General features: G+C 38.0%; 12 protein-coding genes. 1 reads left to right on the forward strand and 11 read right to left on the reverse strand.

Annotated elements, in window-relative coordinates:
• Window positions 1–280 precede the first annotated feature (280 nt).
• Window positions 281–3,391, forward strand: a complete 3,111-nt coding sequence (locus HDT10_RS01260; protein WP_290879146.1) for an autotransporter outer membrane beta-barrel domain-containing protein — start codon at window positions 281–283, stop codon at window positions 3,389–3,391.
• 377 nt (window positions 3,392–3,768) lie between these two features.
• Here HDT10_RS01260 and HDT10_RS01265 read toward each other — a convergent pair whose 3' ends face one another.
• The 11 genes from HDT10_RS01265 to HDT10_RS01315 all read right to left on the reverse strand — a co-directional run bounded on the left by HDT10_RS01265 (window position 3,769) and on the right by HDT10_RS01315 (window position 14,186).
• Window positions 3,769–4,638: a thiamine-phosphate kinase gene (locus HDT10_RS01265; protein WP_290879147.1), complete on the reverse strand. Its 870-nt coding sequence runs from the start codon at window positions 4,636–4,638 to the stop codon at window positions 3,769–3,771.
• Between the two features lie 3 nt (window positions 4,639–4,641).
• On the reverse strand, window positions 4,642–5,469 hold the full coding sequence (gene nadC / locus HDT10_RS01270) for a carboxylating nicotinate-nucleotide diphosphorylase (protein ID WP_290879148.1): 828 nt from the start codon (window positions 5,467–5,469) through the stop codon (window positions 4,642–4,644).
• A gap of 13 nt (window positions 5,470–5,482) precedes the next feature.
• A complete protein-coding gene (gene nadA, locus HDT10_RS01275; RefSeq protein WP_290879151.1) occupies window positions 5,483–6,475 on the reverse strand; it encodes a quinolinate synthase NadA in 993 nt (330 codons plus the stop codon).
• Window positions 6,459–7,286 (reverse strand): phosphatidylserine decarboxylase, encoded by an 828-nt coding sequence (locus HDT10_RS01280; RefSeq protein ID WP_290879152.1) that lies wholly within the window; start codon window positions 7,284–7,286, stop codon window positions 6,459–6,461. Before HDT10_RS01280 ends, nadA begins: the two co-directional genes overlap by 17 nt.
• A 2-nt stretch (window positions 7,287–7,288) precedes the next feature.
• Window positions 7,289–8,002 carry an arginyltransferase gene (locus tag HDT10_RS01285; RefSeq protein ID WP_290879154.1) on the reverse strand — a complete coding sequence of 238 codons (714 nt, stop codon included), beginning with the start codon at window positions 8,000–8,002 and terminating at the stop codon, window positions 7,289–7,291.
• Window positions 8,003–8,005: 3 nt separating this feature from the next.
• Window positions 8,006–9,250: a murein transglycosylase domain-containing protein gene (locus HDT10_RS01290; protein WP_290879157.1), complete on the reverse strand. Its 1,245-nt coding sequence runs from the start codon at window positions 9,248–9,250 to the stop codon at window positions 8,006–8,008.
• Entirely contained in the window at window positions 9,251–9,832 is a 582-nt protein-coding gene (locus HDT10_RS01295) for a DJ-1 family glyoxalase III (RefSeq protein ID WP_290879158.1), read from the reverse strand.
• Window positions 9,833–9,841: 9 nt separating this feature from the next.
• Window positions 9,842–10,405, reverse strand: a complete 564-nt coding sequence (gene efp, locus HDT10_RS01300) for an elongation factor P (RefSeq protein WP_290879160.1) — start codon at window positions 10,403–10,405, stop codon at window positions 9,842–9,844.
• Between the two features lie 13 nt (window positions 10,406–10,418).
• Window positions 10,419–11,342, reverse strand: a complete 924-nt coding sequence (locus HDT10_RS01305; protein ID WP_290879161.1) for a class II fructose-bisphosphate aldolase — start codon at window positions 11,340–11,342, stop codon at window positions 10,419–10,421.
• Window positions 11,343–11,352: 10 nt separating this feature from the next.
• Entirely contained in the window at window positions 11,353–12,168 is an 816-nt protein-coding gene (locus tag HDT10_RS01310; protein WP_290879162.1) for a peptidyl-prolyl cis-trans isomerase, read from the reverse strand.
• Between the two features lie 164 nt (window positions 12,169–12,332).
• Window positions 12,333–14,186, reverse strand: a complete 1,854-nt coding sequence (locus HDT10_RS01315; protein WP_290879164.1) for an ammonia-forming cytochrome c nitrite reductase subunit c552 — start codon at window positions 14,184–14,186, stop codon at window positions 12,333–12,335.
• Window positions 14,187–14,193: the final 7 nt, after the last annotated feature.

Genomic DNA, 14,193 nt, shown 5'->3' on the forward strand with positions numbered 1-14,193 from the left:
TCTATTTTAATTAAGATTCCATTGTTTGATTTATTGAAGTGCAGTATTATAGATTGCCACGCATTATAAATAATGCTCGCAATGACGACAAACCAAAGTTTAAATTTCCTCGCAATGACACAGTAATAGAATCCCATAAAGACACCACCAATCCAAAAACTCCACAAATTTAAAAATTTAAAAATTTTTCAACTTTTTAGGGCTAATTAATTGACTTTTAAGGGGGGGGGGGGGGGGTATTATTTCGGCTTAAATTTATTTTAAAATTTAAGGAGTCAAAATGACAAAACTTTCATTGGCAGCAAGTAGAACACTTGTAGGTTTCGGTGTGGTAGCTCTGACTAGCACTGGTATTTTGGCAGCTGGTATTGATAATAGCGCAAACCAAAATGGTAGCACGACAGCAGCAAACCCTTCGTTTAAAGATGGTGTTTATACCAAAAAAGACCAAGCAGGCACAGACATTGCAGCAGGCACAAATGTAGATTTAACACTTGATACACCAGATAAAAATAACACAACAGGTGTAACAAACTCTACTACAACCGGTCGTAATCCTAATGTAGATTTAGGTGGCAATGTCGTTGAGGGTAGTGGCACAAACATTTCTTTCAATGGGCAAAGAGAAGAGGAAAGATACTTCAAAGGTAGCGGTATCGGTATGGAGAGTGGCACAACTTTCGCTGCTTGGGCTAATGGAAATGTTGGTTCAGTTGTGGATAATCCCAACAGCAAAGCAGAAATCAAACTAGAAGCAGATGCTACTGGCACAAAAGGCGACCTTGCTATTAAAGGCTCGACAGCAAATCAACAAACTCTTTATAACTTCACATTAGACGCAGATAATGTTGCTATCGGTGAAACTACTGCAATCAATCTTGAAGCAAACAATGGTGTCTCTAGCATCACAGCACAAAAAGCCGACACAGCCAAAACTCTAGGAGATGTCGCTTTAAATGCTAGCAATCTAGCCATTGGCAAAAACGCCTCTGTGGAAATCACTGCAAACGGCTTCACAATGGGAGCTGGCACAATTGATATTGAAAACCCAAGAAGCTCCAAAGCAATCACGATTAATGGTAATTCTGCTGCATTTACAGGCACAAAGTTAAGCTTAGGCTCTACGGACATCAAGCAACTAAGACTTGATTCAGCAAATGGTGGGGCAAAAACACTCATCACCTTAAATCCACAAGGAAATGCTACAACCGCTACACTTGCAGGAGCTACTCTTAACAAAGTAGATGGCAAATGGCAAACAACAAACAACAGAGCTGTAGCCGCAACAGGTTTAACATTGCAAGCAAATGGTGTAGAGTTAGTAAAAACTGCGAGTCAGCTACTCAACAGAAGCATTTCTAAAGGATTAGATGATGAGTATGGTATTGATGTAACAGGGAATGATGATTTGACTACTCTAGGTGGAAATACCGCCATTAAAAACAATACTACAGAAGCCAACAAGAGAAATGTAACAAGCATTGCATACAAAGATGCTCAAGGAAAAATCGTAAATAACACTTGGATGGCTAGTGGGTTCTTTGACTATGGAAGCGCGAATGAAGTGAAATATGGCTTTGAGGGTAATGACATCATCAAGTGGCAAGACAGATATACAACAGGTGCAGATGCACTCATCGTCAATAATGGTCTTTATGTGCAAGGCAATCAAGTGAAACTTGGAAGCTATCTAGTCCGAAGCTTAGTTGATGGCAAATGGGTAGCAAATATCAATAATATGAATCACTTAATTGCAGCAAATCAAGCTCCTCTTACAGCTTTCCAAGGTGATCTTGCCACAGGAGCAGGTATAACAGGTGCTAATGGACACTTATTGGATACAAACGCTGCAAAAACTACTATTGTAACAGCTGTAACAACTAGATTGGGCGAACTTTACACTAAAAGAGATGCTATCCTCACAGATCTAAGTCTGATAGCTTCTACTGCTGATAGCGACCAAGAAAGAAATGCAGCAGATAGATTGGCTTTGGAAAATCACATAAAAACTCTAACAGGAGCAGCCAAAGCAGCAGCACAAAACGATTTGGAAAAATTTGACAAATATGTTGCATTAATCCAAGAAGCAAGAGATTTATACAATGCTGCCGCAGATAAGCTTGCAGTTTATGATAGATTAACCACTGACACCAATGGCAATGGAGATTTCAGATACTTCAAGACATACAATGTGATTCAAAGTGGAGCAGTTACAGGGAAAGCTAGCACAGGCAAGCTAAATACTACAGGGATTAACGCAATCGCAGACAACGCGGGCGTAAATTCTCACAGAGATTTAGCAGTAGGTATCTTTGATTCTCTCCAAGAATCTGGATTGAATGAATTAGCAATCTTTAACATTCAACTAGACGGATTAAGCAACGGAAGACAATGGCAAGCGATGACAAACGACATTCACGATAATGCACGTTCTGTAACCAACTTCACAAACTCTGTAAGCACTGCGATTAATGTTTCTAATGATTTAGCCTTAGGTGATAGAATCGCAAGAGCACACAATCCTTATGGCGAGAAACTTGCAGCGGTTGGAAGTGATGCGTATCACGATTTCTATCGTAATACCAATGGAAGCGTTTGGGTCAATGCCTTTGGCGGAGCAAATATCGTAGATGGCGAAAGTGGCGGCGTGTATGGAATCTCTCTTGGTGTGGATAAACAAATCACAGATTCTGCACTTCTTGGTATCTATTTCACTTATGCAGACGCAGACTTGAAAGACAAGAGTGCAAAACAAGAATCCGATAACTTCAGACTAGGGATTTATTCTAATATCCAAATCGCTCCAAGCTGGGAATTGAATCTTCACGGATTTGGACAACTTTCAAAAACTGACCAATATACTTCTGTGCTTGGTCAAGGATACACAAGTGATTTTGACAAAAAATTCTTTGGCTTGAGTGGAAGTGTGGGCAAAATCATTGATTTTGAAAATAGCCTATACCTCAAACCATTCTTAGGATTGAATTACTACTATTCAAACAATCCCGGCTATACAGAAAAAGGTGGAAACTATATCCAAAATGTGGATAAAACACAAAACAACACTATTAGCGCAGACTTAGGCTTAGAGCTTAGAAAATACTTCAACGAAACTTCCTATGTCTTTGCTACTCCAAAGATTGAGCAATACTTGCTAAATGACGGAGACGATTATGGTGCTAGATTCGCAGGCTCTCCTGTAAGCTTCTCTGTAAGCGCAAGCGATAATCTCAAAACTTATGGACAACTTGTCGTAGGTGGAAGCTTCGGAGTAACAGATAGCTTGAATATTGAATTAGGACTTGGAGCAAAACAAATCCTTGCAAACAAAGTAGATAGCAAGAATGAAACTTATTTGAGTGGAAATCTTGGGTTAAGGTATAAATTCTAACCGCTACTAAAACCAAATCTACTTACAAATCTCTAGCCTTGTGCTAGGGATTCTCTCTTAGGCTAAATTTTAGAAACTTCATTTCTCGCAAATCTTTTGCGAGAACTCTCATTATCTCATTGCGAGCATTTTACTATTGCATCATCGAGAATTTTGGTTTGCGTCATTGCGAAGCCTTTGCAAAAAGGTTGTGGCAATCTATAATTTTGTATCAATGGGATATTCCATTTTGTCATTGCGAGCAAGTTTTTAACTTGCGTGGCAATCTATAATCTAAAATACAGAAACTCTTACGATGGAATCAATGTATGCAGAGTTATGAATTGCCACAAAAATTTTTAAATTTTCTTGCAATGACGCAAGCTAAGATTCTAACCTTAATGATGCCAATTTTTTGTTTTGGCGCGGTATTGACCACGAATCGCAAGGGCAAAAGGCACGAATTGATGACGAAACCTTAATGCCATATTTTGCATTTTCTTGAGATTCCTCCTCTCTACGGCATAGAGCATTTGGTATTCTTCTGGAGAATAGAACCAAGCACCCGAACGCTTAAAAAGCTTGAAGTCTAGCCGATTGATTGCGCTTAAACGCGATAACTCCATAGAGATTCCATCAGAAATATCCATACCCGCCCTTGCAATCTTGTTTAATGCAAAAAGCATTTGAGGATAGAGAAGCGGTTTAGCAAAGCGAGAATATTTAGGAATTTTTTTGTCAGAATAGAATCGTAAATAATTTCTTAAATGTTTCAAATTTTGTCCAAAGCTCTGCATTTTGGAATGATTCAAAACGCCTTTGGTTGTAATATAGCCTAGCACATCTCCTTTTTTGATTCCACTTCTAAAGAGAGTTTTGCGCCCTCTTTCGCCTAGAATCGTCAAAGAAAAATGCAATTTTTCCCCCACAAGCGTATCGCCGCCGATAATTTTTAGATTGTGCCTTTTTGCATTCGCCCCTATGATTGCAGCCAATTTAGAAACTTCTTTAAAATGGGAGGGAATACAAAGGCTTAAGAGCAAAAAACGAGGAATCGCATTCATCGCATAAATGTCTGATAGATTCACCAAGAAACACTTTTCAACCAAAGATTCTAAATCTGCCCAAGCAATCTTGAAATGAATATCCTCAAAAAACGCGTCATTGGCGATGATATATGTGCCTATTGGGACGCCATCGTCTCCGATTCCAAAAGTCGCGCCACTCTGCTTTAACGCACTAATAAAAGCCTTTTCTCTATCGCGCATTCTTTAATCTATTTTCATACTCAAATCCACCCAAACTGCTTGGTGTGTAATTGCGCCCACAGATACCGCATCTACGCCACTTTGAGCATATTTTACAATATTGTTTAAATTAATATTACCACTGGCTTCAAGCAAGATATTGGGTGCGATTTCGTTTCGCATTTTTACGACTTCTTGAACCATTTCAATATCCATATTATCACACATTACAATATCTACTCGTGCTTCTAAGGCTTCTTTGACTTGTAGGACATTCTCGCACTCTACCTCAATCTTTGAGGTAATAGGTATTGTATTGCGTATATCCTCAATAAACTTTTTCAAAGATAGGATTCTTGCTAAATGGGTATCTTTAAGCATTAAGCAATCATCTAAGCCTAAGCGGTGATTGACTGCGCCTCCATTACGGGTAGAATACTTTTCAAAATCTCTAAGCAAGGGACGCGTTTTTCTAGTATCTAGCAAGACACAATTTGTACCCTCTAGCTTTTGGACATATTTATGTGTCAAGGTTGCGATTCCGCTAGAATGCTCTAATAGATTCAAGATTGTGCGCTCTGCGCTTAATAGATTGCCCATATCGCCCTCAAAAGAAACAATCCTTTCTCCAGCTCTAAACAACATACCATCTTCAAAGATGAAATCGCATTTTATCTTTAACAATTCACAAAGTCTCTCAATATAGATTCGTCCTGACAACACGCCCTCTTCTCTTGCCAACACATAGGCTTCAATTTTTGTATTGTTTTGCATTCGCGTATATAAATCGCCGTGTCCAATGTCTTCTCTTAAGACTTCTTTTAAAAAATCATCTAACAATAATTTTTGCATTTTTGCTCCTTTTTTAAGATAATTGTAGCATTTTATCCAATGCTTTTTTCGCACAATTTGCAATCTTTGGTTCTAACAGAATCTCATTATAAGATTCGCCATTTTTCACAGCCTCCAAGCATTGCAAGACATCTTGCAAGGTTGTTTCATTCATTGTGGGGCATTCTGGCTTGGTAGAGCTTAGGACAAATGTATTTTGTTCTCCCTTTGGCTTTCTTAGGCGATTGACGAGATTAAACTCTGTCCCTACCGCAACTTTTTGGGATTCGTCCAAACTTTGTACATATTGGATAATCTGACTTGTAGAACCAACAAAGTCTGCCATAGCAACGACATCAGGCTGACATTCAGGATGCACAGCAATCAAAATATTTGGAAACTTTGCCCTAAAAAACTCAATATCTTGCGGAGTAAAAAGCTGATGCACAGAACAAAATCCGTCATAACAAATCACCTCTGCTTCTTGAATCTCTGCGACAGAATCCACGCCCAAAACCGCACTTTTTAATCCATTTTGGATTGCGAGATTCTGCCCCAAACACTTATCAGGCAAAAAGAATATTTTTTTGTGCTGCCTCAAGGCAAAGTCCAAAATCTTTGCCGCATTAGAACTTGTGCAAACCACACCCTCTAACTCTGCGACTTTGGCTTTTACTTCAGCATTAGAATTGATATAAGTAATAGGAAAAATCTCTGTGATTCCATAACTCTTTAGAAGTGCGATAGACTTATCAAAATAACTACTATCAATCATTCTTGCCATAGAGCAACACGCAAGCTTGGGCATAAACACGCGTTTAGAGGGAGCTAGAATCTTGACGCTCTGCCCCATAAATCCCACACCACAAAAAATAATTTTGGACTTCTCACTCGCACTTGCTTTGCGCGCTAATTCTAAGCTATCTCCTGTCAAATCCGCTATTTCTACGACTTCATCACATTGATAAAAATGCGCCACCAAAAGAGCGTCCAACTCCTCTAATAAATTTTTAATACGTTGTCTCATTTGCTTCCTTTTGTTCTTTTGCTTGGGATTTTGTGCTATGTGCCGCAATACATTGCCCAAAATACACTCTTTCTTTTTCTTTTAAGTCGTATTGCCAATATTTGCTAAAAAGTACAATTGTAGAACCCATTAAAAAACTTCCTATTTCATCGCCTTTTTTAAGCGGTACAGGTGGTTCAAAATCTATGCCTTGAGAAGTTTTAAAATCAGCGACTTCTGGGGCAAAATTAATTTGAATCCTACCCACATTGAATGCACCAATGGCAACGAGGTAAAAAGCCTCCCCAAACTCATCTTCACACTCCAAAACCACGCGTTTATTTTGAATAAAGACATCATTGTGCTTTAAAAGTGCTTTTTCACACACGCTATGTAATCTCCCGTCGATAAATTCTAAATGCTTGACTTTGAGATTCAAGGGGGAATGGAATCTATGATAATCACTTGGAGAGAGGTAAAAATTAACAAAAAAATAATCTTCTGTTAATTTTGTCTTGATAAAATCACTCACACGATAACTTTTGCCCTTGATTTGCATTGCATAATCCTCTTGACACCGACCAAGCTCCATCACAACAGAATCGCAAGGAGCAATCAAATGAAAGGCGGTTTTATCAAATTTGCGCATCTTGACAAGAGACCTTGTAAAGAGTGCATTTAAGGTGGGATAACTCGCCAAAGTATCAAATTCTTCTAATTTCACATCAAAGATTCTTACATACATTCCATTAATCCACTGCTGAATTTTTGAGGGAAATCTATAATGAGCAAACTTTTCAAAACACAAAGAAAGTCTATTAGTATAATGCACAATCACTCCTTAACCCACAAAGGTTTTTCGTTCAAGTCTGGGCGATTACAAAGAATCTCAAAGGGCTTGAAACGTTCCTTATAACCCATTGAAATATGATTTTGTATCCAATAACCCGGATAAAGATATTTGATATTATACCTTTTTGCAACTTCTATCTGTTTAAGAATGGAATAAGTGCCAATAGAAAAATGCTGATAATCGTGGTCATAATAGCAATACACTGCCGAAATCGCAACAGGCAAAATATCCACATACGCAACACCAACCAACTGATTCCCTAGATAATAATCAAATTCATAACCAAACTCTAAAAACCCCTGTACAAAGGTATCATAATAAATATCTAGGGTGATTCCTTGATATTCCCAGCCTTTCTTTTCTTGCATTTTCCGATGATATTTATCATAAAGATTCAAATGCTCTTCACTCACTCTTGGGCGCGTAACTTGCAAAGAGAGCGGGGACTTTAGGGTGCGCTTATGGGATTTAGAAAACACAAAATTTGCACAATCTTGACGCATAGAAATACAAGCATCACAATCTTGACAAGTTGGCACAAAAAAATAATTTCCAAAACGTCTCCAACCACGTTCTAATAAAGCACAATAAAGATAAGTAGTGCAATCTTTGATATAAAAATAACGAAAAGACGCTTGAAAATCAGGCAAATAACTACAAGCTCTAGGGGCTTGCACTAATTCATAAACTTCCATTGGTTATTTGAGACTTAAATGAGCATTGGAATTGATTTGGGATTCTGCTTGGGCTTTACTTTGTGTCTGAAATTCTTTTTTTGCATTGGTTACTTTATGCAAATAATTGCGTGCTTCCTCGTATTTTAAAGAAGTGCGAAGCTTACGATACACTTCAGCAGAAGTCATAGAGTTAATCACTTGCACGGCTTTTGTGCGGTCTTTATCAAACACATTGAGCACATTACCGCTTCCTGTATTATAAGCAGCAATCACACAATATTCGTGCGATAAAGAATTATTCACTCCTTTGATATAGCGTGTAAAGAGAATATTAAGATAGGTAGAGCCATATTGAATGTTTGTTTTAGGCACAAACAGCATTTCTTTGGTTGGGATTCCGTCTTGATTGTTCAAAGCCTTATAGACATCTCTCCCCGCACTTGTAGGCACGATTTGCATTAGCCCATAGGCTGGAACATAACTCACCGCATAGGGATTAAACGCCGATTCTGTCTTGATGATTGCAAAAATCAATGCTTCTTCTAATTTGTAAGCTTTGGAATAAAAACTGACAAATCCACCATATTTATTCTGACTTTTTGCTTGATGATTCGCACTCATTGGAACTTCCACATAATGCATTTGCTTCTTGATATTCTTTTCTTTGATTTCAGTTATTTGTAATTTGTTTGCAATAAGATATTCCGCAAAACGATTCGCTTGAGTGGCATTTTTAATCACTTTGCCCTCATTGTCTTTTACCAAATCCTGCAAATAAGGCTCTCCTTTTAGCTTCACTTCTTTGTCTGTGAATAAATCCACTTTCTCTGGATCCTCTGGTGTTAGCAATGTTGTAACAATTGCTTTTTTGAGTGATTCTTTGGGATTCTCTGTATCTAGTGTCTCCACAGAAATCAAACCCTTATTAAAATCCACTCGCGCACGTGAGAGATAAGAATCCGTATATTTGACATAAACTTCTTGTGAAGGAAGTTGCGTATTTTTTTGTCCCCATTCCTTACTCGCATTGAGATTCAAAAACGAAACAACTTTGTCAAAATTGGCTTTGAAGTTTTGAATATCCGCTATCAATTGTTCCGGGTGCGCTACATAATCTATTACCTGTTGCTTGAGCCCCTCTTTAGAAAAGATTTGACTTATACTCTTGGGGTTTTCAATAACGTTAGAGTAATTTGCTATACAACCGCCAAGAAACAATGTAGAACATACAGCAGAAATTGCATAAATGTATGTTTTTATTTTCATTTATTTTTCATCTCTTTCTAAAGCTAACATTCCTCTTTGCACTTCGTTTGCCTTTGACTCTCCTACTAATGCTTTTGCCAAAGCAAATCCAAAGCAAAGCGCAGTCGCAGGACCTCTTGAAGTGATGAGATTCTTATCTTCCACGACTGCTTGATGAGAAATATAATTTTTATTTGCGATATTTTCCTCTATGCCGGGATAGCAGGTGAAGTTTTGATTCGTTAGAATCTTATGCTTAAACAAGGCTAAAGGCGCGGCACAAATCGCCCCTATCACCCTATTTCTTTGATTCAAGTTTGTCAAAAGCGCACCCACTTCTTTAGATGCGATAAGATTTTGTGTCCCCTCCCAACCACCGGGAAGCACAATACTATCAATGCTGCTTGCCAAAACTTCTGTTATTTTCACATTCGCGCTGACTTTTAATCCACTTTGGGATTCCACTACCAATGTCTTTTGCGATTGCGCATCTACTGCTGCGAGGATTGCCTCACAACCTACACGTCTTAACACATCAATCACAGAAATTGCTTCAATTTCCTCAAAACCCTTTCCAAGAGGTATTAAAACCCTTACACCCATTTTTCCTCCTTATTTTACTTTATCCAAATACTCACCTGTTTCTGTATTGACACGAATCACATCGCCCTCTAACACGTGATAGGGCACTTGCACAACCGCACCTGTTTCTAGTGTCGCGGGTTTTTTGCCTGCACTTGTTGTATCACCTTTGAAATTTGGAGGAGTTTCTGTAATTTTTAATTCCACAGTCTGTGGCACATTCACGGTGATTGCTTTGCCATTATGAAACAAAATACTCACTGCCATTCCATCAATCATCCATTTCGCAACTTCTCCTACTTGCTCTGCATTCAAACCGATTTGCTCATAGTTTTCGTTATCCATAAATTGAAAATAATCGCCATCGTGATATAAAAACTGCATAGAACGTTCTTGCAAGTTTGGCTCTTCGCACTTATCCCCCGCGTGGAATGTCTTTTCTAATACCCTACCATCTAAAAAAGATTTCATCTTTACACGCACAAACGCCGCACCCTTACCCGGCTTAACGTGTTGATATTCTGTAATTCTATAAGGGATTCCCTCCAATTCAACCTTTAAACCTTTTTTCAAATCACCCATTGAATAAGCCATTTCATTCCTTTATCTAAATTTTATTAGAACTTCCTAAGATGTCCATACGTTCTGCAATCACTTTGACCATAAATTCTTTTGCAGGGGAAAAAAACTTTCTTAAATCAAATTGCGCCTTATCCTCGTTGGCTATGCGTCTTACTTCTGACATAAATGCGATTCTTAAATCTGTATCTGTGTTGATTTTGTTAATCCCGCCTTTGACTGCTTCTTGCAAGAACGCAAAAGGCACACCTTTGCTTCCTTTTAAATCTCCTCCACTCGCCAAAAATGCTTCACTCACATTCTGTGGAATCGCACTTGCGCCGTGCAATACTAATGGAATCTTGGTTCGTTTTTTGACTTCAATCAAGCGATTAAAATCTAGCTTGGGTTCGCCTTTGAATTTAAACGCACCGTGGCTTGTGCCAATCGCAGGAGCTAGAAAATCTACTTGAGATTCTTTAACAAACTCTTCTGCTTCGCTAGGATTGACTAAACACGCGTCTTTTTCATCTACTGAAATGTTATCCTCAATCCCCATTAAGCGTCCAAGCTCTGCTTCTACACTCACACCCGCAATATGCGCGACTTCTACTACTCTCTTAGTTTCTTTTAAATTCTCTTCAAAACAATGATGACTCGCGTCAATCATCACAGAAGTAAATCCTGCTCTGATTGCTTTTATACAAGATTCAAAACTTGTCCCGTGGTCTAAATGCAATGCCACAGGAATATGAGGATAACGCGCAGAAAGAATCTTGACCATTCCTACTGCCATATCTATTCCCATATATTTAATTGCCCCCTCACTTGCTTGCACAATAATAGGAGAATTTTTAAGATTTGCTGCCTCAAAAATCGCGCTTAACATTTCATAATTAACAAAGTTAAAAGCACCGACCCCGTAATTTTCTTTATTTGCTTTTTCTAAAATCACATTTCCACAAACCAACATCAAAGATTCCTTATTTAAAAATCTCAACTTTTGCTTTTTTGCGGAGTTCCACTCCCTCTTTTTTCATTTCATCTTGAAATTTTTTCATCTTCAGATTCTGTTCAATCTGCCCTTTAATATCATTCAAAGCTAATGTGCCTGATGCCTTTTTATCTTCAACAAAAATCACATGATAGCCAAATTGTGTTTTTACTGGTGTTGCAGTATAAGTTCCTTTATTGAGCTTAAAGGCGGCATTAGAAAACTCTGGGACCATTTGATTTTTCGCAAAATATCCCAAATTACCCCCATCTTTTGCAGAACCATTTTGCTTTTTTTCTTGAATAATCTCATTGAATCTTGCAGCTGCATTTTTACCCGCTTTTTTTAAGTCTGCAATGATGGCTTTTGCATCACTTTCACTATCTACCAAAATATGGCTTGCCTTTACCATTTCGGGTTGCACAAATTTTGATTTGTTTTGATTATAAAACTGGCTAATCTCTGCGTCTGTTACTTTGATTTTTTCCATTTGTTTGCGCATCCACACTTCAAGCGTCAATTCCTCTTCTATATTTGCGAGTGCTTCTTTAAACTCCTTAGAGCTTTGGATTTTATCTTTTTTGGCTTGCTCAATTAATAGCTTGCGCTCAATGGCTTGATGAATAATCTGCCCTTTTGCGTCCTCTGGTAATTGTTCAAACGCTACGCCGGGCAAGGAACGCATCAAAGGCGCAATATCTTTTTCTGTAATAGCATTACCATTGACTTTTGCATAATCTTTCGCAAAACTTGCACTCTGTAACAATGCAAATGCAACCATAGAACTAATGAGAATCTTTTTCATGTTTAACCTTAATTTTAAAATTTTTGGAATTTTACCTTATTAACGATGAATATTAATTAAAAAAATTATAAAGTTGAATCAAAATCAAGATTCATTCAAGAAAGAAATAAAGATGAAAGAATATTAAAGAAATTCCCAAATGCTTGGAGCATTTGGGAAACATATTAGTAGGCAGAAGTTTTAGAATCAATTGCCTTGTAATTGTAAGGTTTATTGTTTTTATCCAAATCCATCAATTCTTTTGGAGCTGGTCCATTGATTTCTTTGTGTTGATAATAACGTTCGCCTGCCTTATGTCCATTTAAATCCACTTTATAAACAATTTCACCGGGATTATATTTTTGAATTTCCTCAAATCCTAGATTAGAAGTTTGGAAATCTTTGATTCCATTGGCATTTGCAATCTCTACAAGTTTGGTTTGCCCCATTCTTGCCATTTCTACTGCTTGCAATAGCATTCTGCTTGCTTCTCTTGGATTATGGAATCCTGTGGAGTTTTCAGCACCGACAAAGTCTCCTCTCATTTGCCCTTTGCGATGAAGCTCTAATGGCTCTTTTAGTGCAGCAGAAATCTTTTTATCATCTGCTTTGCCATCAGTTTGGTAAGCTGGCAATGCACCAAGTTTCTCACGCATAGTTTTAATGTCTTCAATCAAGCTAACGGTTGCATATTCTGCACTTCTCAAATCAAATGCGATAGATTTTTGAATATCAAAAATTTGTGCTTTAAGATATTCTTCGCTTTGTGTATGGCAAGTTTTGCAAGCCGCATTAATATCTTGTAGTGGAGAAGTGATATTGTGTTCTGTCATTTTTTTCGCCCCTTTGCGTTTATAAGGCATATGGCAATCTGCACAACTCACACCATTAGCCGCATGCACACCACCACTGAAAAGCTCTGTTTCTGGATGTTGGATTTTCAACATTGGAGCTTTAGTGATTTTGTGTTGCCAATCTAGCGGGAATACATCACGCACTTTTTCATAATGGTCATCAAACATTTCAATTCTGAATGGCTCATTTTTCTTCCAAGCACTCCAAGGGAATACTAATTCAAGTCCTGCAACTTCAATTTCTGTTGGTTGGTTGCCATTTCTCCAAGAATCAAATTCATCATAAGTTTTTTGTGTCCCATTAAACCATTTTTGTGTAGGATCATTTGCAATAGATTCTCCCACAACTTTGACTTTTGTGCCTGTTGGCTTGAAGTAATACTCTACATGGCATTGAGAACAAACCAATGTGCGCATTTCATCACGACTTGCTTTGATTCCTGTTACAGGGTCTTTTTGGTAACCACGACTTGCAAGTGCATTAATGGCTGCTGGACGTGTAAGACGCAACTGCATATCAGTTGGATTATGGCAGTCTGCACAAGTTACACCCATTCTTTTACCCCCGTGTGGTCCGCTATGCTCGGGTGAGTTTTCAGCGATTCCATCAACAGCAGGGACATTTTTAATCATTGTCCAATACTTTGTAGAGTTAAAAGAAACCCATTTTTCTTCTGGAGTATTTCCGATTCCGACATTTTTAAGCAACCAAGGAGTCCAACCGCTATGGCAGTTCATACAAGCGGTAGGTTGTCCGCCAAATGCGCCAAATCCGTGTGCATTCAAGAAATCTTTATTGTTTCTTGCGGTATCCATTTGATCTACTTGAATCCAAAAGTGTCCTCTTTCTTCGTTTGCATCAATGCTAAAAGGATAACCTGCCCAAAGAATCGTAAGTTGTGGATAACGAATCAATTTAGAATAAGCTAAATTTCCTCCAAATTCTGTTGAGATTGGAGCTTGTTTTTCCACTGTTAGATACATATCCAAATAATCTGGGAAATTTTTACCCCAATGGTCAAAAGTTGGATTCTCATCACTCATTTCTACAAAGCCCTTAGAGCTTAGCCCACCTGTGCCTTCTGCTTGTTTTTTGCTAATATCAGAATTTAGCCAAAACATTCCAGCAATCACAATTAAAACAATCACCACCAAAATTGGCATTAAAGGCGATTTTTTTTGCATTTTAACC

Origin of the sequence: Helicobacter sp. (assembly GCF_014799995.1) — a bacterium.
Taxonomy (GTDB): Bacteria; Campylobacterota; Campylobacteria; order Campylobacterales; family Helicobacteraceae; genus Helicobacter_D.